This is a genomic window from Aliidiomarina maris (assembly GCF_003987335.1).
Taxonomy (GTDB): Bacteria; Pseudomonadota; Gammaproteobacteria; order Enterobacterales; family Alteromonadaceae; genus Aliidiomarina; species Aliidiomarina maris.
Genome location: NZ_PIPK01000006.1, coordinates 36468 through 62336 on the forward strand (window position 1 = coordinate 36468; position 25869 = coordinate 62336).

The following is a 25869-nucleotide window of genomic DNA, read 5'->3' on the forward strand; positions in this document are numbered from 1 at the left end:
TGTGCAGCCAAGCTTTACAAGGACAACCCATGCGTTTTTACTTTATTCCATTGGTCACCGCTTGCCTTTTATACCCGACTATACCGACTCAAGCTCACGCACAAGCTGATACGTCTGCATCCGCTCAACGCAGTGCCGGCACTGAACTACTCAATCCTGGCTCGCGTAGCCCCCTCAGCGATTTTATCGAAAGTGGCCGTGAACAATGGCAGATTCCCGGTATGGCTGTCGGTATTGTCTATCAAGACCAGCTTATTTTTGCGCAAGGCTTTGGCGCATTAGGCCTTGAGCAAAGCGACCCCATTGATGCAGACACACTGTTTGGCGTGGCATCGACCACCAAGGCGATGACCGCAGCCGCCATCGGAATGCTAGTGGATGACGGCAAGTTGGACTGGGATGATCGGGTGATTGACCACTTGCCCTATTTTCAACTCAGCGACCCTTGGGTGACGCAACATGTCACCATCCGCGACCTGCTAAGTCATCAAGTGGGGGTTGGGCGCATGACCGGCAACCAGATTCGCTATATGCCCACCGCGAGCCGCGAACACGTGATAAAACAGATGCGCCACCATACTTTCGAAGCACCATTTCGCTCGCGTTATGTGTACAGCAATGTGATGTACTCAGTGGCGGGTGAGGTTGTAGCGGCAGTCAGTGGCCAGTCTTGGGACGACTTTATGGCGGAGCGCTTATTCGCACCTTTAAATATGACCCGCTCGAATACCTCAATCACTCAATTTGACCCGAATGATCGCAATATTGCCCACCCGCACCAATATATTGAAGGCGAGATTGTGCCAATTGCACGGCGCAACTTTGACAACGTTGGCCCTTCGGCGTCAGTGAATACCAGTATTCACGATATGGCGCAATGGATGCGCTTGCAACTTGGCGACGCCGGCGTGTATCAAGGCCAGCGCTTATTAAGCGACGCAGTAATGCGCGAGATGCATCAAGCACAAGTCAGTTTACCGCGTAGTGGTAAAACCGAACCTTTGCGTGGCTACGGTTTGGGCTGGACCTTAGACACCTATCGCGGCTACGCGGTGTCTTCTCATGGCGGTGCGACCGATGGCTTCAATACCTCACTCACGCTAGTGCCAAAACTAGACCTCGGTATAGTAGTGATCACCAATACCTTTGACGGCTATCGGCCTGCGGTGGTGAATGAAATCATTGATCGTATGGCGGGCTTACCAGAGTACGATTGGAAGAATCATTATTATGACGACTTCCAGGCACGTTTTCAGCAAACCATGCAAGAACGCGAAGCTATCATTGCAGCGCGCCAAGCAAACACACAGCCTAGCTTAAACCATACTCAAATGGTCGGGCGTTACCAAGACCCACTATACGGCGAGATTGAAGTATTCGAGAACGCCGACGGCGGCCTGTCGTTGCACCTGTGGGACGATGGTGAAAGCTTGTTAGACCTTGAGCATTGGCACCATGACACCTGGCTGGCGAGTTACCACAACCGCGCGCAACGTGAAAAGTTTGTTTACTTCACCCGCGACAGCCAAGGCAACGTTGAAGCATTGAATGTACGCTTTACATTACGCCCGGTGATGACTCAGGTTGGTTTATTTCCCAGCAACTATTTCCGTGACGTTAGCTTTACACCTGTGCCGGAATAAGCTGAATTTAAGCTGATTGCTTTTTCACCGCCTGCGCGCAATACTGAGCTTGACCTGCAACACAATACTAACAAACAGGAACTCAAATATGCGTGCCACATCAAAGGCTTGGCGCCTTAGCCTCGTGGCTGGCGCCTGCGTTCTCGCACTCTCTGCGTGTAACTCAGATTCAGACCCAGTCAACCCTCAACCTGTCAATCCACCAGCCCCACCAACGGGCGGTGGTCAGCCACAATTACCCACACCTGTGAGTGTCACAGCGTTCAGCGAAGGTGAAGTCAGCGCCGATATTCGCTGGGCTGAATATGGTGTGCCGTATATTACGTCCGATAGCTTGCAAGGTATCGCCTTCGGTTCCGGCTATGCATTTGCACGCGATAATGCCTGTATCATTGCCGATCAAATTGTGCGCTTTAATGGCGAGCGCGCACGCTTCTTTGGCCCACATGTACAAGGCACCGACAACCTCAACTTAGTCAATGACTTTGCCTACAAAGCCTTGGACTTACGCGGTAATGTTGAAGCGGCTTTAGACACATTCAGCGACCAAACACGCGCCTTATTGCAAGGCTATGCTGCCGGCTACAACAAGTTTATTACTGAGCGTGCGGCAGATGTGCCGTTGCCTTGCCGTGGTCAACCATGGATGCGCGAAGTCACTGAAGTGGACTTGATGACCTACGCCCAGGGCGTCGCATTATTACCTGGCACCGCTAACCTGATTGAAGCCATGTTCGCGGCGGTACCACCGGGTGAGAGTTTCGCCCCAGAGATGGTCAGTACCGAGCTACCTTTAGAATACGATTACAGTTTTGATGGCACACGCATTGCGAACATGTCAATGCCTGACACCAACCCGACTGAAATGGGCTCGAATGGTTGGGGCTTAGGTGCCGATTTCACTGGCTCCAGCGGTATGCTACTGGCTAACCCGCACTTCCCACATTCCGGTAATCAACGCTTCTGGCAGTCTGGTATTGAGATCCCCGGCGAGCTTAAAGTGGTCGGTGGCTCATTGTCCGGCTTCCCTGGCTTGATCAATATCGGCTTCAATGAAAACGTCGCGTGGACTCACACCTTTTCAACCGCGCAGCGCTTTGTGGTATACCAGCTAGAACTTGATCCGGCCGATGACCGCGGGTTGAGCTACCTGGTCGATGGCGAATCACAGGAAATGGAAAGCCGCCGTGTCGAAGTGGAAGTGAATGTTGGTGGTGGCAACACAGTGACATTTGCACGTGACTTCTATTTCAGTTCATTTGGACCAATGATTTCGATCCCAGGCAATTTTGAGTGGGGCCAAAACTTCCAAGGCCAAACCTCAGCCTTTGCTATTTTCGATGCCAACTACCCGAACTTTGACGTGGTTGATCATTGGTTAGCGTTGAATACCGCACGTGATATTGACGATGTTGAGGCCTCGTTCTACCGCCATACTGGTTTGATTTTCAATAACATTATGGCAACGGATCGAGATGGCGACGTGTTCTTTACTGACGGTTCCAGCGTACCAGACTTGAGCCCTGCAACCTTAAACCGTTTAGTTGACGACCCAGTGTTACTGGCAACGCGTTTACAGGCACCATTCTTCCTGGTGCCCGGTAATAGCGCTGAATTCCGTGCCCGCGGTACGGTGCCATTTGAGCGCGCACCACAGTTACGTGGTACTGACTCGGTTCAAAACTCAAACGATAGTTACTGGCTGACTAACGCAAACTCGCCAATTACTGGTGACTTCTTGTTATATGGTCGGGTTAATAATCAGCAAACCTTGCGTTCACGGATGGGACAAGTCAAGTTAGCCGAACTGCGTGAAGCGGGTAGCTTAGATTTAAGCATGCTGGAGAATGCGCTGATTAGTAACCGTGCATTCTTAGGTGAGGCCGTAGTTGAAGACTTAGTCGAGTTTTGTACTGAGCGCGGCACCACACCAGTGACAACCACTAACGGTGATGTGGATATCAGCGCGGGTTGTAACGCATTGGCACAGTGGAACGGCATCATGAATACCGATAGTGTCGGTGCATTGGTACTGCGCGAGTTTGCCCAGCGCTTTGCGACCAACCCTCAGTGGCAGGTCGCATTTAACCCAGCGGATCCAATTAACACGCCGAATACTTTGGCCCGAACCAACACTACGTTAGTACATTTAGCCAACGCCATTCGCACGATTGAACAAGCGGGTTTAGCCGTCGATGCGCCATTCGGTGAAGTGCAGTTCGTAGAGCGCTCATTACCAAACGGTCAGGCGTCAGGCACTAAACTACCTTGGGGTGGCGCGAACAACATTGAAGGTGGCTTTAACGTGTTTGCACGTCAAGGCGCGCAAGACGGCACCTTGCTACCACGCCATTTGTATCCAACGATCAGTGGCTCGCAGTTAAGCGCTGAGGGCGAGGGGTATCACATTACCTCAGGTTCAAGCTGGATGTTTGTGATGCAATTCACTGAGCAAGGGCCTGAAGCACGTGGTTTGCTGACGTACTCACAGTCAAGCGATGTAGAGTCGCCACACTTCCTCGACCAAACCTTGTTCTACTCAGCCGAACCTCGCTTGCGCGATATTCCGTTTAGCAACGATGATATCGCCGACGCCACCATTGAAAGCTTGAGCATTACGATGGAAGTCGAGCAAGACTAGACCTTTAGTAAGTGTCGAAACAAAGCCCGGTCTTATACCTTAAGTACCGGGCTTATTTTTTTAAGGAGGTTATATGCGACTCAATTCGCTGATACAGCGTGATCAAAGCGTGTTGTGTGTGGTTGATGTGCAACAACGCTTGGCGCCAGCTATTGTCAATGTCGCTGCGCTGATTGAACGGCATCAATGGCTGCTGGCCATTGCCAACCAACTGCTTGTGCCGGTGGTATATACCGAGCAATATCCGCAAGGCCTTGGCCCCACGGTGAATGAGCTCAATGGGTTGCTGGCGAGCGCGCAAAAGCTGGAGAAAACTCACTTTAGTGCGTATGCTGAACAGCACGTGCGTGAATATTTTAGCCAAACTAAGCGCCAGCAAATTGTTCTTACTGGCACAGAAACCCATGTCTGCGTGCTGCAAACCGCCCTCGACATGCAGGCTCAAGGCTTTAAGGTTTTCGTTGTAGAAGACGCCGTTGGTAGTCGCCGCGAAAGCGATAAACGCTTAGCATTACAGCGTTTACGCGACAACGGCTGCCAAATCGTGAGTAGCGAGATGGTAGCTTTTGAATGGTTACACCGCAGTGCGACCGATGAATTTAAGCACATTAGCCGCAACTTTTTGCGCTAATCTAGATCAACTAGTAACCAGTATATTGTTTTAGTCAGCCGTTTTATTCAGCATTTAAGAGGTGTCCCATGCAACAAACATTTCCCATCGAATATGCCGTCATAGCCCTCGCCGTGGTGGCTATTTTGGCCCTTTCGGTGCGCTTAATTCCACACCGTCATGTCGCGTTGGTTGAACGCTTCGGTAAATACACCCGCACATTAGAACCGGGGCTAAATTTCTTAATTCCATTCGTTGAAAAGATTTCTCACAAACAATCGCTACGTGTGCAGCAATTAAATGTGTCGATTGAAACTAAAACCGCGGATAACGTATTCGTCATCGCGCGGGTTTCGGTGCAATACTTTGTTGAATCGGCAGAGGCCGCATACAACGCGTTTTACCAACTCGACGACCCTGAAGAGCAAATCACCTCATATGTCTTTGATGTGGTGCGGGCGCAAATTCCACGCCAGTCACTAGATAATGTGTTTGATAACAAAGACGAAATTTCCAATGTGGTGATGGAACAGCTACAAGAGGCTATGGAAGAGTTTGGTTTCCGTATTCGCAATACGCTAGTCACTGACATTGACCCGAATGAGGACGTCAAACGCTCAATGAACCGTATCAATGCGGCTGAGCGTGAGCGCCGCGCTGCAGAACATGAAGCCGAAGCTGAACGGATCAAAATCGTTAAGAAAGCGGAAGCCGATAAAGAGTCGAAAATTCTTGCCGGTCAGGGTGTCGCAGGTCAGCGTAAGGCCATCGCTGAAGGTTTACGTGAGTCAATTGATATGGTGGTGGACGAAAAGAACGGCATTGGCGCCGAGCATGTGGTCTACCTACTGACCTTCACCAACTACGTGGATGCGTTAGAGTCCATTGGCAAAGACGGCACTGTCATCATGGTGCCACAGCCAACCGGTCAACTAGACCAAATGGACGAAATTCGTAACGCCATTATCAGCGGTAGCGCAGTAAGTAACGCCGCGAAGAAAAAGCCGAAGCCGCCTGTGGTCGGTTAAGCGAATCGACGCGTGTAAAAAAACAAAACCGCCCAAGTGAATAACTTGGGCGGTTTTGTTTTAACTAACTATATCTTAATAGCTGATCAACTCAGCTTCACGCACAATTAACGGGTGTAATCGCCAAACGGTGATTCGAAACGCTCACCAGCTATGTATACCTGTTCGATACTACGCAAGTGTTGCATGCCCTGCATCGGGTCTTGCTCGAACACGACGAAGTCGGCCCAGTAACCACTTGCTAAGCGTCCCAATTCATCGCCAAGGCCCATACACTGCGCAGCGACCGAGGTTGCGCTTAGCAACACATCCAGTGCCGACATGCCCGCGTCTTCCATCATCTCCATTTCCATATGTTCAAAGTAGCCTTGAAAGCGTGCGGGTGGCCCACTGTCTGTCCCCATGGCGATCCCTACCCCCGCTTCATGCATGCGCACCATATTTTGCATTGCTAAGGGCAAGGCTTGCTCATAGTACTGTGCGTCCTGACCCTGATAGTTTTGCTGCATTTCAGGCTCAAGTAATTGCGCAATCATATCATCATCAACGGTTTGGCGGAAAAACGGGTCAGCAAAGAAATCAGGTTCTTGGGCATAAACAAAGGTCGAAACTTCACGGGTCAGCGTGGGGGTCATACACACCTGAGCCTGCAACATTAAATCTATCAGCTCGTCATCCACTTCGGCGTCACGCACACTGTGAGCCAGCAAATCGGTATTCGCGCGCATCAAACCCTTGGCATGCTCCAGCGTAACCATATGCGAAGCTAGCGGTAAATCATGCTCGTGGCTGCTTTCAATCACCTGACTATAAACAGGTTCAGACATCGCAGTTTGGCGCCCAAGTTGACTATCAACGCGAATTTTGACCCAGTCCGGGTTGGTAGCAGCGGCGCCAGCTACTGCGCTGACTGCGTCTTCCGGGCTGCTTGGGTCAAGGACATCGCCTGCAACCCATAAACGCGACATGCCTGGTGCACGCGGGTTCATTTCATCGCGCACCTGGAACGCTTGCTCAGGCTCATCACCAAGGCTAACCACCGAGGTGATGCCGTAATGTGCGTAGGTCGCCAACTGGTCACGCACCAGCTGCTGGCTGTATACCGCCTCACCGGTTTGAAGGCCATCTGCCATACCCACATGGCCATGGGCATTAATTAAGCCCGGTAACACATAGCGCTGACCTAAATCCGTAATATCTACACCGTCTTCAGGCAAGCTTTGAGCGTCGGTGGAAAACATGCTCATCACACGACCTTCACGCACCACAATGGCCGCATTTTCGATATAGCTGGCACTGACACCGTCCCATGCGTAGGCCACTGTGAATACTTGGCTGTCGGCCAGTAACTCACGTAATTCATCGGAATACGCACCCTCAATAGGCTCAGCCGCTGGAATCGAAGCGGTTTGTTCAGCTTGTCCGCAGCCAGCAAGCCCAATTGCGATACCGACACCTAATGCCACCAGTGATAATTGTTTCATTCTCGGGAATCTCCATACACTGCGCCTTCCATGCGCTTATCAGCAGCCCCTCGCCACCCATCATCAACGCGTTCAATGCCGTGAACGCCGCTCTCTAACGTAATTAAATCCACTTTGTGCCCTAAACGCAGCAAGCTCTCTACGCGCTCATCTAACACGGTGCCTGCTTCAAGCTCTAAGCGCTCACCACGATGCAACATATTCGGTAAATCAATCGCGCGCTGCAAACTTAAGCGCCAGTCAATCACACCTATCACCGTTTTTGCCACATAGCCGATAATACGACTACCACCGCGCGAGCCCAGCACATACGTCAGTTCACCGTCCGGTGAGAAAATCAACGTCGGTGCCATCGAGCTGCGCGGGCGCTTGCCCGGTTCTACCCGGTTAGGTGCAAGACGGTCAGACAGCTCTGAGTCAAAGTCGAAGTCCGTCAATTGATTATTCAGCATCAAACCACGTGCCATCATACGACTGCCAAATGGTGCTTCAATCGAGCCAGTTAACGCCACCGCGTTGCCTTGGTGGTCGACGACACTTAAATGCGAAGTGCCATATTCGTCATCTTCTTTGACTGCAGGGGCATGACGAATTTGCACCTCACCATCTGGGTCACCGGGGTTTGCTTTTCGCATCACGCGGTCGCGCGAAATCAAACCAGCTCGTTTCTGCAAGTAGTCGGGCGCAATCAATTTACTTTCATTGATATTGGTAAATGCAGGGTCACCCAAGTAGTACTGGCGGTCAGCAAAAGCGAGCCTGCTCGCCTCGGTGTATAAATGAATAAATGTCGGGCTGTCTGGTGACATACTGGCAATGTCGTAATGCGAAAGAATGCCAAGAATTTGCAGCAGTGCCACGCCTGCCGACGAGGGTGCTGACGCCGAACAAACCGTCCAGCCTCGGTAGTCACCACACAGAGGGTCGCGCATAACCGCCTGATAGTCCGCAAAATCTTGGGCGCTTAATTCACCACGCATCGGCCAGCGCTGAGCAGCACGCTCGCGGTAAGCCTCACCGACGCTGCCATGATAGAGCGGCGCGCTACCTTCGGCAGCAAATAGGCTCAGCGTATGCGCTAATTCAGTATTGACCAGCCAAGGCGTATCATCGGCGGAGCGCTGTTGGTGTAAGTGCCGCATGTCGCCAAACCAGCGCAAACTGCGGTCAGCGGCATATTGGCGCTGTAACCGCGGCGGCATATCAATGCCTTGCTCAGCCATTGCTATCGTCGCTTCAAAGAGTTGTGCCCATGGCAATTGGCCATGATCTTGGTGCGCGCGCTCCAGCATCGCCAACATCCCCGGCACCCCCACAGAGCGTCCACGGGTGACTGCGATATAATGATGCAAAGGCATACCGAGCACTTTGAACCAATCACTATGTGCCGTGCTGGGCGCTGTCTCGCGACCATCATACAGATATTGCTGGCCGCTCTGGGCGTCGTAATAGAGTAAAAAGCCGCCCCCACCTAACCCGGTTTCGTGGGGTTCAACAAACGTCAGCGCAATTTTTGTCGCGATGGCGGCATCCATTGCGTTGCCGCCTTGGCGCATGATATTACGCCCTATTTCGCTGGCATGGCGATTGGCGCTCACCACCGCATGCTGACTGTGAATCAACGCATTGCGCTCGCTATGATCGTCCAGCGGCACGCTTTCGCGCGCACAGGCAAGCAACAGTAAGCTACAGCTAACCGCAGATACGCGCGCTAACCATGCCATCAGGATCTTTGAGTGCGGCATCATCAATGGCATAAAATTAACGATACGCTGCCTCGATTTCGGCTAACTTCTCATCCAGCATCGTACGACTCAACCAACGCCCACGTACCATCACGCCAGCGGGTTCTGCCACCGTCGATAGGGTCTCTAAAGGGTTGTCTGCAAGCAGCACTAAGTCAGCACGTTGACCTGCTACCACCTGACCAAATTCAGGCTCATCAAGCCCTTGGGCTTGGGCGAAATAGCGTCCCACCGCTACCGTGCCTGAATATAAAATTTCATACGGTGTCATGCCGGCATCCGCCATCATCTCAAGCTCTCTAAAAAGGCTTAAACCAGGCACGCTATACACCTGAGGTGCATCGGTGCCCATTAGAATTTCTGCACCACCGGCTTGTAACGCCGCTAATAACTGTTGTCGATTACGCTGATGCACGTCGGCATGCTCGCCACTGTAATAGCGTGACTGACTGATATTATCTAAATAATTATGCCAACCTTCGCGCACGCTCGCAGGCATGTACTTGGCTTCTGCAAATTGCTCAAGTTCAGCGCGGTCAGCAGCGCCTATCAATGTCGCCCACAGCACTTGGGTCGGCACGATGCCGACATTATACTCAATCGTCATATTCACCAAGGTTTCCAGTTCGTCCTCGGTAATTGCCCGCTCCGTCGCGCCCACGAACTCAATGTAGCCGTCCATATGGTCAATCGTGCGAATGCCTGCTGCCATCGCAACATCAAGGGGGACATCACTGGGTACATGGCCTGCGAAATCGATGCCTTCGGCACGGGCTTGCTGTGCAACCGCTTCAAACTCAGCTAATTCAAGCCCTGGGTGAATTTTAAGCAAATCCCAGCCCGCTTGCTTATGCTCACGGACCATGTCGCGCGCTTGCTCGGGCGAACTGACACTATTGCCATTAAAGCTTGGCCCAGCTAAATACAGATTAGGCCCCAAGCGGGCTCCGCTTTGCACGTCCTGTTTGAGCTGTAGCTGATCAGCATGCCCTAGCATGCCGCGGACTGTAGTCACACCGCCTGCCAAATATAGAAACAAAGTGTCATTTAAGTAGCGCTGGGGAAAGCGGTCGCTTTGAGTTGGTGGCACATGCCCATGCATTTCAGCCAAACCCGGAATCAAGTACTGACCACGCGCATCAATAACATGACTATTATGCTCGGCGCTAAATTCAGCCATTGGCAGCACTTGATAGATATGTTGGTCACGCACTATTACCGCTTGCTGCTCAAGCACCTGCGGTGACTCCATGGTGATCACATTCACATTGGTAAACACATAGTCCGCAGCCACAGACACTTGACTACTTAGCAATAAAGTCACTGCCGCTAACGTTTTGAAGACCTGCCGTGCTTGCATGTTATTCCCCCATCGACAAATTTTAGTCAGTATAGCTTACCCTGAATCTTTGTCAGTGGATCGCGGTTGGTTTAACAGCTGCTCCATGCGCTTCATTTGCGCTTGCATGTCTTGCATGCCTTGGCGCAGCGCTTTTAAATCCGCGGCTTCGCCCTCACCTTGCTCAACTTCATGGGCGGCGGATTCCTTTTGCATTGTTTCCAGCACGATACCTATCATCATGTTTAAGAAAATAAAGGCACTAAAGAAAATGAAACTGACGTAATACACCCACGACCAAGGATACACTTCCATGGTTTCGTACATAATTGCAGTCCAGCTCTCAAAGGTCGAAATCCGGAATAAGGTGAGAACGGCAATCGAAATATTGTCCCAATAGAACGGGTTGATATCACGGAAAATAAAGCTGCCGATGGCACCGTAAATATAGAAAATAATAAACATGAACAGCGCCACGTAGCCCATTTTCGGCAACGCCTTTAACAGCGCATTCATCAACATACGCAGCTCGGGCACCATCGAGACTAAACGCATCACCCTGAAAACCCGTAACAGACGTGCGATGAGCACTGTTTCGCTGTTTTCAACTGGAATCAAACTCGCAACCACGATGATAAAGTCAAACACATTCCAGCCAGACTTGAAAAAGTCGCGCCAACGGCGTTCAGCCAATAACCGAATAATAATTTCGACCAGGAAAAATAAGGTCACCGCCCAATCGAGCACATTCAAAATCGGCGTAAACCGATTGGTTTCTTCGTAGGTTTTCGCGCCTACCATCAACGCTGAAAATACGATGATGATAATGACGATGGTTTCAAAAATTTTATTCGAGCGCAGGCGTAAGAAGCCCTGCTGTAAACGGTAGAGAGATTGCTTATTCATCGTAGTAGGCACAATTAAGAGATTATCAATATAAACGGGTTGAGCCTGGCATGATTACCAGGCCCAAGTGCGCAGCGCAAACCAACCGCTGTAAATCAACCAAATACCCAAGCCTGAGGCACATATGCTGGCTATCAAGCAGCGCCAGCGCGCAATGGTATTTGGCTCTGTGGACCAGAACCTGAGGTTACTGAGCAAGCCTGCGAACGCCAAAGGTGGTGCGAGTAGACTAAATAACCACAGCAAAATGCTGCGCCAAGTGTCATCGCTGGCATGCTCTAAGCTTAAGCTTCCCGCTACAAATGCTGCGAGTAGAAAGCACAAGGTGGCAAGCGTGGTAAAACGCCGCGACCAAGCATGACGCAAGCTATCTGCGCGCGCAAAGGGGTTGGTCAGCAATATGACCCAAGCGCTGGCGAAGGTTAGTAACGGCCAAAGGGCCTGCCAATGGGTCACTTTGTAGCGTACATCTTGATGTACCTGCAGTTTTTGCTGCCCCGTTTGGTCACTAAACAATACGCCGACAATACTGCCGTCCTGACGGTGGGCTAGACGGCTGCCATCTATGCTGCGCAATGGCACGCTCGCGCCCAATCCAAGTAAAGGCCGCAGAGTCAAATCGGCGCCTTCGCGTTGCATATAGGTTAAGTTAAACAAACTGTGGAGTGGCGCTAATAAAGCATGCTCAGGATTCTGCAAGCGATACCAGCCCGCCCAACGCTGCTCAACGGCTACACCGCCTGCGCGCATATTCGGCAGCGGTAAATCAGCAGCTAAATACTGCCAAACCAGTTCATCCAGTGCCGGCAGCACACTCTCGTGGTTAACCACCAAGGCATAGCCAATATCTTGCTCCGCGCGATAGCGCAGGTTCATTGAATACCCGTCAAGTGCCGACTGCCGACCACGCCAAAGCCCATAGCGCGCACGTGTGTCTAAGCCGATGCCCATGCCATAGCCAAGACCCGCATCGGCAGCCAACGTGCTACGTGGAATTTCCATATTGACCAAGGTATCTGCGCGCAATAGTGCTGGGTTATTGCTCGCCCCGCGACTCAGGATGTGCTGACCAATACGCACTAAGTCATCCACACTCATCCAACTGCCTTCAGACTCAGCCATCACCCGATTTCGAAACGGCCGGCGCTGGGCAGGTAGTCCGTGCCAACCGCTGACCACAATGTCTGCTGCCTGCGCAGAGCCTAGTAAAGTGGCATCTAAACCCAAAGGCTCCACCACTTGCTCTCGCACAATTTCAGCCCATGGGCGGCGTTTGTAGTGCTCGAGCATCGCAGCAATTAAACCATAGTTAAGTGCGCTGTAGCGTGTTGCATCTCCAGGCTGCCAACGGACTGTCAGCGGAGACTGCTCACGCTCCAAACGCTCAAGTAAAGGTAATTCTCGGGTACCTGAGGTCATAAAGTGACTTTTAAAACGGCGCTGGTCCAAACCACTTGAATGCTCCAGCAAATGTAGCAGCAATAACGGTTGCTCGGCCGCATAGGGGTTATTCAGGGATAATTGCGGCAAACGCTGCTGAACCTCATCAAATACACTCCACTCGCCACGTTCGATGAGCTGCATGACCGTCAATGCGGTCAGCAATTCACTAAGCTGACCGCTGAGCAGAGCCGGTGAACTGTCACCTTGGTACTGGCCTAAACGCACACGTTCCAGTTCGCGTTGCCCATTGAAGATAACCAGTTCCGCATAATCGATGCCCAGCCGCTCGGCCCTTTGCTGGAGGCGTGCGCTTAAGTCAGCAAAATCCCTTGGCCAATGCTCAGGAATAGCCACTGGCGACGAGGTATAGACTGCGGGCACGGAACCAACCTGATTGCTTTCAGTGCTGGTTTGTTTGGCCCAAGCGTCAGCGCTTGCACTAAGCGCTGCAAGCATCCCCAAGCATCCGAATACGCGTTGCAATAAATACATTAAGGCTCCAGTTCGGCCTGTCCAAATACATCTTTGAACAGTGGCGTACTTAAATAGCGCTCGGCAGAACTTGGGATCATCACCACAATACGCTTACCTTGATGTTCTGGTTGCGCCGCTAAGCGAGCCGCAGCAACCACCGCCGCACCTGATGAAATGCCAGCCAATATGCCTTCTTCTCGCATCAGGCGATGCGCCATCTGCATCGCCTCTTCGTTGCTGACACGCTCAACGCCATCAATCAGGTCCAGGTCTAAGTTAGCGGGAATAAACCCAGCCCCAATACCCTGAATTTTATGCGGGGCTGGGGTCAATGCTTCACCGGCCAAAGCTTGACCAATAATCGGTGAATCAGCCGGCTCCACTGCAATGGCTTGCATCGGCTCGCCTTGTTCAGTGAAACGCGCTTGCTTGAAGTACTTTGCTGTTCCCGAGATAGTGCCGCCAGTGCCGACACCAGCCACAAAGATGTCGGGCGCACCATTCAACGCTTGCTCAATTTCAGGCCCTGTAGTGTCAAAATGAATCTGTGGATTCGCGGGGTTACTAAATTGGTGTAATTGCACGTACGTATCAGGGTGCGCCTGCTCAAGACGCTCTGCCTCTGCCACGGCGCCTTTCATTCCAAGCTCAGGCGCGGTTAACACAACCTCGGCGCCCAGTGCTTTGAGTAACTTACGCCGCTCTAAACTCATGGATGCCGGCATCGTCAACACCAACGGGTAGCCACGCGCGGCAGCAACGAACGCCAGTGCGATGCCTGTATTGCCTGACGTCGCTTCGATAATCGTTTTACCGGCACTTAATCGCCCTGAAGCTTCTGCCGCCCAAATCATACTTGCACCAATTCGGCATTTGACGCTATTCGACGGGTTACGCGTTTCAATTTTTGCGTACACCTCACCGGTAGTAACCCGGTTAAGGCGCACTAAGGGCGTACGGCCAATGCTCGAAGCATTGTCGTTAAAGATAGAAACAGAAGAAACGGTTGATTGCATCAATTCGGGCCTTATTCTTTGGTTCGTGTATTACGGGTATCACTCAGCAGTCGCTGAATTAAATACTTGGGTCAAAACGCTCAAGCGCTTCTTTACGACTGCGGGCAGCGCGCTTTTCTGCCTCACGGAAATCTTCATCATCGAGTTCTATTTTCGGTAAGTCGCTGCACACGTCGCCACCCATGCGATTCACTGATCGGCAGAGTTCACCGACCCGTTCGTCAAGTAAGTTAACGTGATCCAACATGTTGCCGATTGCCATCGCCACTGGGTCTGGGTTGTCCTCGGAGACGGCGTACGCGTCGAAGCCAAACTTCTCTGCAATTTTGGCACGTTTTTCATCTTGTGCTTGGTTTTTACCTGCCTTTTGCGCAGTGCGCGATACCACGCGACCAGGAATGCCAACCATAGTGGCACCCGCAGGCACGTCTTTTACCACCACGGCGTTGGAGCCAATGCGTGCATGGTCACCTACATGTAAAGGGCCTAAGACTTTAGCGCCAGCACCAATAACGACGTGGTTACCCAATGTTGGGTGGCGTTTGCCCGCTTGCCAACTGGTGCCACCAAGGGTCACACCATGGTACAAGGTGCAATCATCGCCAATTTCAGCGGTTTCACCAATCACTACACCCATACCGTGGTCGATAAAAAAGCGTCTGCCAATCCGCGCGCCCGGGTGGATTTCCACGCCGGTGAGCCAGCGTGCAAGGGTTGACAAGAAACGTGCTAACCACTTTAAGCGCCAGCGCCACAGGCGATGACTCAAGCGGTGCCACCAAATAGCATGCATACCTGGGTAGTTGGTCAGAACTTCGAAAAAATGTCGCGCCGCGGGGTCGCGTTCATAGATACTTGCTACATCTTCTCGTAAACCTTTCAGCATGGCTGGATCCTGTGAATTGTATGGCATTGACTAGTATAACGCGTTCGCCCTTGATGACGAAAGCCATTGCTGGCTTGTCAAGCTTTGTTATGTTGGGTTACCTTGGTGAAAATACAAGCGTTTTCACTCATCCAACCGATAAAAATAAGAGGTACGCGTATGCAAGCTAAGGTTATCTCATTAGCCGTATTATGTGGCTTAATTGCCACCGCTCCACAAGCCGCCACCGTGATTCATGCTGGCACGCTGATCGATGGCACTGACAGCGCGCCACGTCAAAATGTGACGATTCGTATCGACGGCGACCGCATTACTGCCGTTGAAAATGGCCTGCAGCGGGTGCGCGACGGCGAAACCTTCATCGACCTTAGCCAATCTACGGTCATGCCTGGGTTTATTGATAGCCATACCCACCTCTCAAGCCAGCTTGCTCAAGGCTCATACATGCACCGGTTTACTGATAACCCTGCCACCACAGCGGTACGTGCAGCTAGCTTTGCGCGTTTGACGTTGCACGCCGGCTTTACCACAGTGCGTGAACTCGGCGACAGTGACCATGTGTCAGTGGCATTGCGTAACGGTATTCGTCAAGGCCACATTGAAGGACCGCGAATTTTCGCTGCGGGTAAATCTTTAGCTACCACAGGCGGGCACGCTGACCCAACCAACAACGTACGCGAAAGCTTTATTCACTCACCGCCTACCCCAGCCGATGGCGTCATCAATGGTCCTCTTGAAGCCCGCCAAGCGGTGCGCAAACGTTACCAGGACGGCGCTGACCTGATTAAATTAACCGCGACTGGCGGTGTGCTCAGCATGGCATCAAGTGGCGACAACCCTCAGTTTATGATGGATGAGCTCGAATCAATCGTCGCAACGGCCAAAGACTACAATATGCGCGTGGCGGTGCATGCCCATGGCCGCGACGGTATGCTGCGCGCGGTGCAAGCAGGTGTTGATTCAATCGAGCATGGCACTTACATGGACGATGAAGTGATTGCGGCGATGATAGAACACGGTACTTACTATGTACCGACCATTACGGCGGGCAAATCCGTAGCGGAGCGCGCTGAAATAGATGGCTTTTTCCCCGACATGGTGCGCCCAAAAGCACGCGAGATAGGCCCATTAATTCAACAAACATTTGCTACCGCGTATCAAGCTGGGGTCAAGATTGCCTTTGGCACAGACGCTGGCGTGTTTGATCATGGCGAAAACTACCGTGAATTTGTGTACATGGTTGAAGCAGGCATGCCTGCCCATGAAGCGATTCGCAGTGCCACCTACAATGCTGCTGACCTACTCGGACAGTTGGACAACCTGGGCACAATTGAAAGCGGCAAGCTAGCCGATATTGTCGCCGTCGACGGCGACCCACTGGCAGATATTGCAATACTCGCCGATGTTCACTTTGTGATGCGCGATGGTCAGGTATTCAAAACCCGCGACTGATGTTTATATCAAACAGCAAAAAGCCAGCCGTGAGGCTGGCTTTCTAATGGCAACTTAAGTGCAGGTTACTGCCCTTGTCGGGCTTTGCGCTGCGCTCTTACCCACACCAGTAGTTTGCTCACATCGGCTTGAATATCGTCCGCCAGCTCAACTTCGTAGCGCTCACGCTCATCATCCATTTTGCGAATTTCTTTACGCGGAAACTGCTTACGGGCTTCATGCGTCGGCATGTGCTTAATCCGCTCATACATAGTATGAATGCCTGGGTACTGCTTATCGAAGATGTCAGCTTCGCTCTTAGGCGCTGGCAGCGCTAAGTGGTCAAGCAACACAGCAACCCGCAGCGACCCCTCTGACAAATCACATTGCCCCTGTTGCATCGCCAATGAAATGGTTTCGATGCTCTCATACAGGTTATCATTACGCTTTTGAATCGCTTGGTCGCGAACTTCACGCTGCTTGCGCAATCGCGCCAATAACGAGCCGGCATAGAATGCCAAACCCGCGATGATCGCAACACCCACTATTAGGGCAACCCAAACCATACTGTCACTCCTTTTGGTTACTCTTTAGCCGCGATTAGACCCAGTCTTTCGGGTTCTCAAAACGCTGCCAAGGCTCTAAATCATCATCGTCGTCATCGTCGCCGTACTCATCCACATCAATACCAAGCTCGGCCGCTAGCTGACGATAGCGCTCTAACTGCTGTTCAACCCAGGCCTCGTCATCAGGACTCACCGTGTCACCGGCATCCATCTGTGCCAGTAAGTCTTGCAAGCGTGGGTCATTCTCCAAGCGGGCAAACTCGTCCTCAGCCATACGAATCGCAGGATCAACACGGGTTTCAACCGCTGGCTCTGTAGGTTTAGCCGTCGCAGCAACTGCAGGCTTCGCTGGCGCGACCGGGGCCTTCACGCTCGGGGTCAACGCTATCTTACGTTTACTGCCTACACGCGGATCTTCCACTTGTTTTGACGCTGACGTGCGCTCGTGCTTGGGAGCCGTTGCACTATGGCGATTGCCTGCAGGCTTTCCTTTGGTTTTATCTGACTTTTTGGTGCTATCAACAGGCGCGCGTTCACGCAAATTTTTAGGCTTTGACTTTACGCCTAGGGTGCCGGGCTTGCGGCTTTTCTTTTGCCGAGTCATAACAGTACCTCACAAACTAATTACCTATATGGTAACGCATTCAGAGGCAAAGCGCCGAATCTTCTTACTGTCGCGCACACAAATAAAAAAGGCGATGTTTGCACATCGCCTTCTTAATTGAACCCAATACACCTTTACTGGTCTTATCGAGAACTGTTGTCGCTACAGTCGTAGTTATTATTATTATTTTCGCTTGGTAAATCTTGCGCCTTTATTATTATCAACCTCGGTCACCATTGTTATGACTGCCGGGGTCTCTTAGTTGGCTGTCGACCACATCCCATGGTTAACTTATTAGCGCCTCCTGGCGTTATTTTTATTCCATCTTATATCTATTGCATTTGTTATTGGTGTTCAGGTTTTATGTCGCGCAACCGATTAACATTTAACCGCGTTGTTATAAGCCACAAACTGCCCGCCACGCTTTATGGTTGGTAACTTTACTGGTTTTAGGGGGAGGATCAACAACTTTATAGCTATAAAAATTTCGTTTTTTATTACTTACCGTTAATTATATGTAAAGATACTGCCATATCAAAACCCATCTAGTTACTTTTTATTCACAAATGCTACGACAATCAGCCTGAATAAACATTCACTTAGCGCCGTTTATAGCAACGAGCGTGGGAATGGTCGCAAGCATGTTACATGTGTCGCCGAAACTGGTATGTTAAACCTTTGAAGGCTGCATCTTTACACTAATTGTTGTTTTTTTAGTCACACCTTGCAGTCTATTTGACCTACTTATTTACTTTGACTCTGTCAGTCGCGTGCTGATTACGGCTCGATTGACTGCAATAAGGAGCTTACATGCGTTTTGTATTAACTGGTTTAGCCGTCGCGGTACTCACCGCGTGTGCAGCCCCTGCTCACGATACCCAAAGCCCTAACACGACGCCAAGCCGTAGCGCCATGACTCAAGGGGCGGCTCAGTATGATCAGCGGTTCGAGCAATTGGCTGATGCTGCCTGGCAATACCATAGTGCGCAACGCCACCCTGCCGATGGTTTACTAGATATTAGCCCAGAAGCTCTCGCCAACCGACACGCCACGCGTTTAGATTATTACCAGCAGTTGCAAGCCATCGATGCGGCGCAGCTGTCAGCGCAAAACCAAATTAATTTGCACATGATTCAGTATGCGCTGGCCAACGCCATTGACGAATATGAGTTCAATGCACACCTCATGCCGATCACCAATGAGTTCGGTTTCCATAGCGCACTGGCCAGTTTACCTAACCAGGCTGGTACGCGTAATGCGCAGCAACTCGAGCAGTATTTGCAGCAACTACGCGCTATCCCCGACTATTTTGCCCAGCAAAAAGCTTACATGCGCGAAGGGATTGAAACTGGCATGACGCAACCTGCTGTGGTGCTGGCTGGCTTAACCGATGGCATTCTTGCCTATGTCACTCCAGACCCGCGTGACAGTGTCTTTTACCGGCCTTTCCAACAACGTCCACGACATGTGTCAGAGGCTGAATTTGCTGAGTTAGAGATGGAAGCACAGACGCTGATTGCGACCACAGTGAATGTTGCATACCAGGATTTTTACGACTTTATGCGTGACGAGTACATGCCGAATGCACGTCAAACCATTGCAGCGGTCGATTTACCACACGGCGAGCGTTACTACGCCAATCGCGCAAAGCATTACACCACCACCGACCTTAGCCCTGCGCAAATCCATCAAATTGGGCTTGATGAAGTAGCCCGTATTCGCCAGGAAATGGCCGCGGTGATAGCCGAAACTGGCTTCGATGGTAGCTTTGCTGACTTCACAGATTATCTGCGCACAGACCCTAAGTTTTATGCCGAAACCGCGGAAGAACTGTTAAAAGAAGCGTCATTCATCGCCAAACGTGCTGATGCTGAATTACCTGCGTTATTTAAGCTGTTACCGCGCCAACCATACGGTGTTACTGAAGTGCCTGCAGAAATTGCGCCTAACTACACCACGGGCCGCTATTCAGGCGCTCGCCGTGATGACCAAGCCGGTTTTTATTGGGTGAACACCTATGCACTGGATCGTCGCCCATTGTACGAGCTTGAAGCATTGACTCTGCATGAAGCAGTGCCAGGCCATCATTTACAAATTGCTTTAGCCAATGAAATGACGGATGTGCCCGACTATCGCCGTAACACCTATATATCTGCATTTGGCGAGGGCTGGGGCTTATATGCAGAATACTTAGGCTTAGAGATGGGTTTCTATACGGACCCTTACAGCAACTTTGGCCGTCTGTCATTTGAGATGTGGCGCGCAGCGCGTTTGGTGGTCGACACTGGCATGCACACCATGGGCTGGTCACGCGACCGTGCCGTTGAGTTTATGGCCAGCAACACCGCATTATCGATGCACAACGTCAACACTGAAATTGACCGTTATATTAGCTGGCCGGGTCAGGCATTGGCTTATAAACTGGGTGAGATACAAATACGCGAGCTTCGTGCTGAGGCCGAGCAACGCCTGGGTGAGGACTTCGATATTCGTGAATTCCACCACCAAGTGCTACAGCACGGCAGTATTCCTTTACATATGCTGGAAGATAACTTGCGCCAATATATTGAGCAAGCGGCAGGCTAAACGAATAGCTAAAAAGCGGACATAAAAAAACCAGGCAATGCCTGGTTTTTTCTTATCTGCTATACAGCAACTTAATATAGGCCGCTCAAGTAGCGCGACAGTAAGTCGATATCTGCATCTGTTAATTGGCTTGCCACGTCACGCATCATCGCGTTCGGGTCATTCGCACGGTCACCACTGCGGAATTGCTCAAGCATTGCACGTGTGTATTGTGCATGCTGGCCACCAATCACTGGGAACGCAGCTAAGCCCATGCCATTACCACGCGGGCCATGACAGGCAGCACAACCAGTAATGTTGCGGTCTTCATCGCCACCAAGGTACAAACGTTGGGCGCGCGCGATTTCTTCTTCGTCTAAGTCCGTGCCGACAATGTCATGCTGCTGCGATGAGAAGTAGGCAGATAAATCTAAAATGTCTTGTTCACTTAAACCTGATACTTGATCAGCCATCAACATGTTGTAACGACCACGTTCACCGTTAGTTTCGTTACCTAGTTGGTAATCACGTAATTGCTTAGCGATATACTTTTTGTGTTGTCCAGCAATTGTCGGGAAATCACCAGCAGGGCTGTTTCCGTCTGCACCATGACATGCTGCACAGGTTTGCGACAATTCTTGACCACGCTCTGCGTTACCCTGTTGTTGGGCGATCGCGGCATGACTGGCAAAAAACACTAAACCACATAAAATTGCGAGTTTTTTCATGACTTGTATCTCTGCATCCATTAAGGGCGGCTGCCCAGACCTTGGTCTTAAGTTTAAATAATTCTAAATAGTATTTTACACGAATCTACGCATGAATAAATGCCTAATCGGCGATAAGCGCCGATTCAGGTAGCTCAGTTAGGTGAAATCCTGCATAATACGCGGCCAATTTCTGTACTGAGGTGTACCGTGACAGACTCTCCAATTAACTTTAGTCAGGCGCGTTTTTTAACCAGCGCCCCCAATATACGTCAATTACCGGCGGACGAAGGGATTGAAGTCGCTTTTGCCGGACGCTCAAACGCAGGAAAATCAAGTGCATTAAATGCATTGACCCGCCAACGCCAACTGGCGCGTACTAGTAAAACGCCGGGCCGCACGCAATTGATCAATGTGTTCACACTGACTGAGTCTCAACGCTTGATTGATTTACCCGGCTACGGCTTTGCCAAAGTACCGCTGGAAATCAAATTGAAGTGGCAGAAATCGTTGGGCGAATACTTGCAAATGCGTAAGTGCTTACGCGGCTTGGTAGTTTTGATGGATATTCGCCACCCGTTTAAAGACCTCGATCAAGAGCTTATTCATTGGGCGGTGTCTAGCAACATTGCGGTACTCGCGGTACTGACCAAAGCGGACAAGCTCAAGTCGGGCGCGCGTAAAAAAGCCCTTATGCAGGCGGAAGAAGCAGTGCCAGCCTTTGGCGGTGACGTTAAAGTCATCACCTTCAGCTCCACCAGTAAGCACGGCTTACCGCAATTAGAAGACACTCTTAGTCAATGGTTAAATCAAGATGACGCAGGACAACACGATAGCCCTATCGACGTGGCTTAAGCTCTTTTTACTCGCCCTGGTCTGGGGCAGCTCTTTTATGCTGATTAAAAAAGGCTTGTTGGTGTATACACCAACCGAAGTAGCGGCTATTCGTCTAGCGGCTGCAGCCGCTGCGCTGGCCCCCTTTGCGCTGCTGCGTTTACACCGGGTAAAAGGCAAGCAGTGGTTGGTACTACTGTCAGTGGGCATGACAGGTAGCTTATTACCTGCGTTTTTGTTCGCCTTTGCGCAAACGCAATTAGACAGTGGCGTCACGGGCGCATTGAACGCACTCACGCCGCTGTTTACGCTTATTGTAGGCGCGTTATTTTTCGCCCAACGCATTGCACCAAAAACATTGGTTGGCTTGTCGATAGGCTTTGCTGGCACCGCTTTGTTGGTGCTGATTCAAGGTAGCGGTGAGCTGAGCTTAAATGCCTATGCACTGTTTATCGTACTGGCGACGATTTGCTACGGTTTAAACTTAAACTTTATCAAACAGTATTTGCCCAACCTAAGCCCTGTCACCATTACCGGCGTGTCGCTGCTGATGGTGTTGCCCGTGGCGATTATTTATTTGGCAGGTCCAGGCGAAGTGGGCACCAAGCTAAGTGCTGCGAGCGATATGCAAGCTTGGTGGTCGCTGGCGGCGGTCATCGCTCTAGGCGTAGTCGGCACTGCCTTAGCGTTGATTCTATTTAACCACGTGGTGCAAATCGCCAATACCACCTTTGCCAGCTCTGTCACTTACTTAATCCCGATTGTAGCCGTGAGCTTAGGCCTGCTCGATGGCGAAATCATCACGCTGTTCCAAGTCGCTGGTATGGGCTTAATTCTGGTTGGGGTTTGGATAGCCAACCGCCAAAGCAGCAAACCAATTGCTGCAACCCCCAATCAAGTTGGCGCTAGCGAAGCAGCACGTTAATTTACATAGCGAAAGAAAAAGGGCACGCCATGTGCCCTTTTTTCTGCTCGTGAACCCGCTAGTGAGCTTGGTCCCAGTTATCACCAACACCCGCTTCAGCAATCAAGGGCACATCTAAGTTTGCTGCTTCTTGCATCACAGCACATAGCTTAGGTACGACGCTGTCTAGTGCTTGATGTTTAATTTCAAAAACTAATTCATCGTGCACCTGCATGGTCATGATCACGTCATCATTGTTTTGCTCAGCTATCCAATCTGCCACTGCAATCATCGCGCGCTTAATAATATCTGCCGCAGTGCCCTGCATTGGCGCGTTGATAGCCGCGCGCTCAGCCGCCTTTTTGCGCGGAATATTGCGCGCCTTGATGTCGGGCAAATACAGACGGCGGCCATACAAAGTTTCCACATAGCCATGCTCAGCGGCCGTGCTTCGTGTGCGCTCCATATAATCCTGCACGCCAGGGAAACGCTCGAAGTAGATGTCCATATAATGCTGGGCGTCATTGCGGCCAATGTTCAACTGACGGGCTAAACCAAAAGCTGACATCCCGTAAATTAGACCGAAGTTCACTGCTTTCGCGCGGCGACGCTGCTCGCTACTGACCTCGTCGAGACCAACGCCAAATACTTCTGCCGCCGTGGCGCGGTGAATATCGAGCCCTTTGGCAAACGCATCCAGCAAACCTTTGTCTTGTGACAAATGCGCCATAATGCGCAGTTCAATCTGGCTATAGTCGATAGCCACAACTTTGTACCCTTCGGGTGCAACGAAAGCTTGGCGCACGCGACGTCCTGCCTCATTGCGAATCGGGATATTCTGCAAATTCGGGTCACTGGAGGACAAACGCCCGGTCGCAGCGACGGCTTGATGATAAGACGTGTGAATCCGGCCTGAGCTCGGCACCATCACTTTGGGTAGCTTATCCGTGTACGTTGACTTTAGCTTGGCCATCCCACGCTGTTGCAAAATAAGTGCGGGTAATGGGTAATCCAGTGCCAATTCCTGCAGCACTTCTTCTGCGGTACTTGGCGCACCTTTCGGCGTCTTTTTGCGCACTGGAAGTTCCAGCTTTTCGAACAAGATTTGCTGCAACTGCTTGGTAGAATTTAGATTAAATTCCTCGCCTGCAATAGCATAGGCTTCCTGCTCAATTTCTTTTAATGACTGGGCCAGTTCTTTGCTTTGCTGCGCCAGCAACGTGGGGTCAATCATCACCCCGTGGCGCTCCATACCCGCTAAAATGCTCAGCACAGGTAACTCAAGCTCAGTAAGCACTTTCTTTAAGCCCGGCTCATTCGCAAGCTTGTCCCACAGCACGTTATGTAAGCGCAGGGTCACATCGGCGTCTTCAGCGGCATATGGAGCGGCTTGAGCCAAATCAATTTGGTTAAAGGTCAGTTGCTTAGCGCCCTTACCAGCAATATCTTGAAAACTAATGGGCTTATGGTTGAGGTACTGAAGGCTCAGGGTATCCATATCATGGCGTGAACTGACGCTGTTCAGGACATAAGAAGCCAACATGGTGTCATTCAAAATACCCCGTAATTGAATGCCACAATTGGCTAGAATATGCATATCATATTTGAGGTTTTGACCCACCTTGCGCGGTGTCGCGTCTTCTAAGATCGGCTTTAACGCTTCAAGTACCGTGTCGCGGTCTAATTGCGCGGGTGCATCCAGGTAATCATGCGCCAATGGCAAATACGCAGCTTCACCCTCAGCGACGGCAAAGGACATCCCAACCAAACGTGCCTGCATGTAATTGAGGCTGGTCGTTTCGGTATCAAGGGCCCACACCTCGGCGTGCTTAAGCTTATCTAACCAGCGGTCAAAATCCGCTTGGGTCAATATGGTTTCATACTGACTGGTATCAATCCGCTGCTCTGGCGCTGCTTGCTCCGCACCGGCTTGTTTTTGCTGCGGCTCAATGCCCAGCACTTGGTCGGTGACCGGACCTTGTTCAAGTACCTCACCTAACCAGCGACGGAATTCGCACTGACCATATAACGCAATTAGGCGTTCGGTGTCGGCAGCCTGTATGGTTAATTGCTCTGGCGTGAAATCGAGCGCAACGTCTTCACGAATCGTAGCGAGGTCACGCGACAACAATAGCTGGTCTTTAAATTCTGCCAGTTTCTGCGGCATACTCTTAGCGCCACGGAAACTCAACTCAGTGATTTTCTGCGGTTCAGCCAGCATGGCGTCAATACTTGTCATGCCTTGCAACATAGCCTGCGCGGTTTTATCACCAACCCCAGGTAAACCAGGAATATTATCTGAGCTGTCTCCCATCAAGGCTAAGTAATCAATGATCTGCTCAGGGCTTACACCAAATTTCTTATGCACCCCTTCAATGTCCATCACCGTATCTGTCATGGTGTTAATCAAAATCGTGTGCTCACCCACGAGCTGCGCCATGTCTTTATCGCCGGTGCTAATCAGTGTGGTGCGGCCTTCTGCTTCAGCTTGACGCGCTAACGTGCCAATCACATCGTCCGCTTCAACGCCATCAATACACAGCAGTGGCAAACCCATCGCCCGCACAATCTCATGCAACGGGGCAATTTGTGAACGCAAGTCATCAGGCATTGGCGGCCTGTTGGCTTTGTACTCTGCGTACATGTCATTGCGAAATGTCTTACCTTTAGCGTCGAACACCACCGCCATGTGGCTGGGTTCGTAGCGCTTGAGCAGACTACGCAACATATTCACCACCCCATAAATAGCACCTGTGGGTTCGCCCGCGCTATTGGTTAGGTGGGGCGGCGCATGGTAAGCGCGAAATAAATATGAGGAGCCATCAACCAAGATGAATGGGTTATGCGGGATTTGGGTCATGAAAAACGTCGCCTGCTTGCGGTGAAAAGTTCTGCCTATAGCATGCCACGCAAATGCCAATTTTCCTAGGTAGAATCAGTGTTGCAACGCTACGGCCAGCTGTGAATAAGCTGTGCATAAGTGTGTGGGAAACGTTAAACCTACCGTATCTAGTTAAATAGACGCAGTATCGAAGAAGAAAAA

General features: G+C 51.1%; 19 protein-coding genes. 8 read left to right on the forward strand and 11 right to left on the reverse strand.

Features of this window, described 5'->3' with window-relative positions; genetic code table 11:
- Nucleotides 1-29 precede the first annotated feature (29 nt).
- From CWE07_RS07820 to CWE07_RS07835, 4 genes are all read left to right on the forward strand, one after another.
- Complete coding sequence (locus CWE07_RS07820; RefSeq protein ID WP_111569346.1) at nt 30-1643, forward strand: serine hydrolase; 1614 nt, start codon at nt 30-32, stop codon at nt 1641-1643.
- Between the two features lie 88 nt (nt 1644-1731).
- The gene (locus CWE07_RS07825; RefSeq protein ID WP_111569347.1) at nt 1732-4284 is read left to right on the forward strand and encodes a penicillin acylase family protein; all 2553 of its coding nucleotides are present in this window, start codon (nt 1732-1734) and stop codon (nt 4282-4284) included.
- A 73-nt stretch (nt 4285-4357) separates the two neighbouring features.
- A complete protein-coding gene (locus tag CWE07_RS07830; RefSeq protein ID WP_111569348.1) occupies nt 4358-4915 on the forward strand; it encodes a hydrolase in 558 nt (185 codons plus the stop codon).
- 68 nt (nt 4916-4983) lie between these two features.
- Nucleotides 4984-5922, forward strand: coding sequence for an SPFH domain-containing protein (locus CWE07_RS07835; protein ID WP_111569349.1), 939 nt, complete (start codon nt 4984-4986; stop codon nt 5920-5922).
- A 107-nt stretch (nt 5923-6029) separates the two neighbouring features.
- Here CWE07_RS07835 and CWE07_RS07840 read toward each other — a convergent pair whose 3' ends face one another.
- From CWE07_RS07840 to cysE, 7 genes are read right to left on the reverse strand one after another with little or no spacing between them, the layout of a single operon-like run.
- Nucleotides 6030-7406, reverse strand: a complete 1377-nt coding sequence (locus CWE07_RS07840) for an amidohydrolase family protein (RefSeq protein WP_111569350.1) — start codon at nt 7404-7406, stop codon at nt 6030-6032.
- Complete coding sequence (gene ggt, locus CWE07_RS07845) at nt 7403-9130, reverse strand: gamma-glutamyltransferase (protein WP_157983247.1); 1728 nt, start codon at nt 9128-9130, stop codon at nt 7403-7405. Before ggt ends, CWE07_RS07840 begins: the two co-directional genes overlap by 4 nt.
- 37 nt (nt 9131-9167) lie before the next feature.
- Nucleotides 9168-10511, reverse strand: coding sequence for an amidohydrolase family protein (locus CWE07_RS07850; RefSeq protein ID WP_111569352.1), 1344 nt, complete (start codon nt 10509-10511; stop codon nt 9168-9170).
- Between the two features lie 36 nt (nt 10512-10547).
- Nucleotides 10548-11396, reverse strand: coding sequence for an ion transporter (locus CWE07_RS07855; RefSeq protein ID WP_111569353.1), 849 nt, complete (start codon nt 11394-11396; stop codon nt 10548-10550).
- A 54-nt stretch (nt 11397-11450) separates the two neighbouring features.
- On the reverse strand, nt 11451-13331 hold the full coding sequence (locus CWE07_RS07860) for a serine hydrolase domain-containing protein (RefSeq protein WP_111569354.1): 1881 nt from the start codon (nt 13329-13331) through the stop codon (nt 11451-11453).
- Nucleotides 13331-14329 (reverse strand): cysteine synthase A, encoded by a 999-nt coding sequence (gene cysK / locus CWE07_RS07865; protein WP_111569355.1) that lies wholly within the window; start codon nt 14327-14329, stop codon nt 13331-13333. Before cysK ends, CWE07_RS07860 begins: the two co-directional genes overlap by 1 nt.
- Nucleotides 14330-14387: 58 nt before the next feature.
- Nucleotides 14388-15215 carry a serine O-acetyltransferase gene (cysE, locus tag CWE07_RS07870; protein WP_111569356.1) on the reverse strand — a complete coding sequence of 276 codons (828 nt, stop codon included), beginning with the start codon at nt 15213-15215 and terminating at the stop codon, nt 14388-14390.
- Nucleotides 15216-15374: 159 nt separating this feature from the next.
- On the opposite strand from cysE, the gene CWE07_RS07875 reads away from it, so the two are divergent.
- Nucleotides 15375-16667, forward strand: a complete 1293-nt coding sequence (locus CWE07_RS07875; protein WP_111569357.1) for a metal-dependent hydrolase family protein — start codon at nt 15375-15377, stop codon at nt 16665-16667.
- A 65-nt stretch (nt 16668-16732) separates the two neighbouring features.
- On the opposite strand, the gene CWE07_RS07880 is transcribed toward CWE07_RS07875, so the two are convergent.
- Nucleotides 16733-17212, reverse strand: a complete 480-nt coding sequence (locus CWE07_RS07880; protein WP_111569358.1) for a DUF2489 domain-containing protein — start codon at nt 17210-17212, stop codon at nt 16733-16735.
- Between the two features lie 34 nt (nt 17213-17246).
- Nucleotides 17247-17816, reverse strand: a complete 570-nt coding sequence (yihI, locus tag CWE07_RS07885) for a Der GTPase-activating protein YihI (RefSeq protein ID WP_111569359.1) — start codon at nt 17814-17816, stop codon at nt 17247-17249.
- Between the two features lie 810 nt (nt 17817-18626).
- Here yihI and CWE07_RS07890 point away from each other — a divergent pair.
- Nucleotides 18627-20402, forward strand: coding sequence for a DUF885 domain-containing protein (locus CWE07_RS07890; protein WP_111569360.1), 1776 nt, complete (start codon nt 18627-18629; stop codon nt 20400-20402).
- A gap of 71 nt (nt 20403-20473) precedes the next feature.
- On the opposite strand, the gene CWE07_RS07895 is transcribed toward CWE07_RS07890, so the two are convergent.
- Entirely contained in the window at nt 20474-21109 is a 636-nt protein-coding gene (locus CWE07_RS07895) for a c-type cytochrome (protein ID WP_111569462.1), read from the reverse strand.
- Nucleotides 21110-21298: 189 nt separating this feature from the next.
- On the opposite strand from CWE07_RS07895, the gene yihA reads away from it, so the two are divergent.
- On the forward strand, nt 21299-21943 hold the full coding sequence (yihA, locus tag CWE07_RS07900; RefSeq protein WP_111569361.1) for a ribosome biogenesis GTP-binding protein YihA/YsxC: 645 nt from the start codon (nt 21299-21301) through the stop codon (nt 21941-21943).
- Nucleotides 21903-22847 (forward strand): DMT family transporter, encoded by a 945-nt coding sequence (locus tag CWE07_RS07905; RefSeq protein WP_111569362.1) that lies wholly within the window; start codon nt 21903-21905, stop codon nt 22845-22847. The genes yihA and CWE07_RS07905 overlap by 41 nt, the downstream gene beginning before the upstream one ends.
- Before the next feature lie 58 nt (nt 22848-22905).
- On the opposite strand, the gene polA is transcribed toward CWE07_RS07905, so the two are convergent.
- Nucleotides 22906-25686, reverse strand: a complete 2781-nt coding sequence (gene polA, locus CWE07_RS07910) for a DNA polymerase I (RefSeq protein ID WP_111569363.1) — start codon at nt 25684-25686, stop codon at nt 22906-22908.
- Nucleotides 25687-25869: the final 183 nt, after the last annotated feature.

Excerpts from the sequence above, each read along its gene's own strand:
- CWE07_RS07820 (WP_111569346.1), top strand. The coding sequence starts at position 30 with ATGCGTTTTTACTTTATTCCATTGGTCACCGCTTGCCTTTTATACCCG.
- CWE07_RS07825 (WP_111569347.1), top strand. The coding sequence starts at position 1,732 with ATGCGTGCCACATCAAAGGCTTGGCGCCTTAGCCTCGTGGCTGGCGCC.
- CWE07_RS07830 (WP_111569348.1), top strand. The coding sequence starts at position 4,358 with ATGCGACTCAATTCGCTGATACAGCGTGATCAAAGCGTGTTGTGTGTG.
- CWE07_RS07835 (WP_111569349.1), top strand. The coding sequence starts at position 4,984 with ATGCAACAAACATTTCCCATCGAATATGCCGTCATAGCCCTCGCCGTG.
- CWE07_RS07840 (WP_111569350.1), bottom strand. The coding sequence starts at position 7,406 with ATGAAACAATTATCACTGGTGGCATTAGGTGTCGGTATCGCAATTGGG.
- ggt (WP_157983247.1), bottom strand. The coding sequence starts at position 9,130 with ATGGCATGGTTAGCGCGCGTATCTGCGGTTAGCTGTAGCTTACTGTTG.
- CWE07_RS07850 (WP_111569352.1), bottom strand. The coding sequence starts at position 10,511 with ATGCAAGCACGGCAGGTCTTCAAAACGTTAGCGGCAGTGACTTTATTG.
- CWE07_RS07855 (WP_111569353.1), bottom strand. The coding sequence starts at position 11,396 with ATGAATAAGCAATCTCTCTACCGTTTACAGCAGGGCTTCTTACGCCTG.
- CWE07_RS07860 (WP_111569354.1), bottom strand. The coding sequence starts at position 13,331 with ATGTATTTATTGCAACGCGTATTCGGATGCTTGGGGATGCTTGCAGCG.
- cysK (WP_111569355.1), bottom strand. The coding sequence starts at position 14,329 with ATGCAATCAACCGTTTCTTCTGTTTCTATCTTTAACGACAATGCTTCG.
- cysE (WP_111569356.1), bottom strand. The coding sequence starts at position 15,215 with ATGCTGAAAGGTTTACGAGAAGATGTAGCAAGTATCTATGAACGCGAC.
- CWE07_RS07875 (WP_111569357.1), top strand. The coding sequence starts at position 15,375 with ATGCAAGCTAAGGTTATCTCATTAGCCGTATTATGTGGCTTAATTGCC.
- CWE07_RS07880 (WP_111569358.1), bottom strand. The coding sequence starts at position 17,212 with ATGGTTTGGGTTGCCCTAATAGTGGGTGTTGCGATCATCGCGGGTTTG.
- yihI (WP_111569359.1), bottom strand. The coding sequence starts at position 17,816 with ATGACTCGGCAAAAGAAAAGCCGCAAGCCCGGCACCCTAGGCGTAAAG.
- CWE07_RS07890 (WP_111569360.1), top strand. The coding sequence starts at position 18,627 with ATGCGTTTTGTATTAACTGGTTTAGCCGTCGCGGTACTCACCGCGTGT.
- CWE07_RS07895 (WP_111569462.1), bottom strand. The coding sequence starts at position 21,109 with ATGAAAAAACTCGCAATTTTATGTGGTTTAGTGTTTTTTGCCAGTCAT.
- CWE07_RS07905 (WP_111569362.1), top strand. The coding sequence starts at position 21,903 with ATGACGCAGGACAACACGATAGCCCTATCGACGTGGCTTAAGCTCTTT.
- polA (WP_111569363.1), bottom strand. The coding sequence starts at position 25,686 with ATGACCCAAATCCCGCATAACCCATTCATCTTGGTTGATGGCTCCTCA.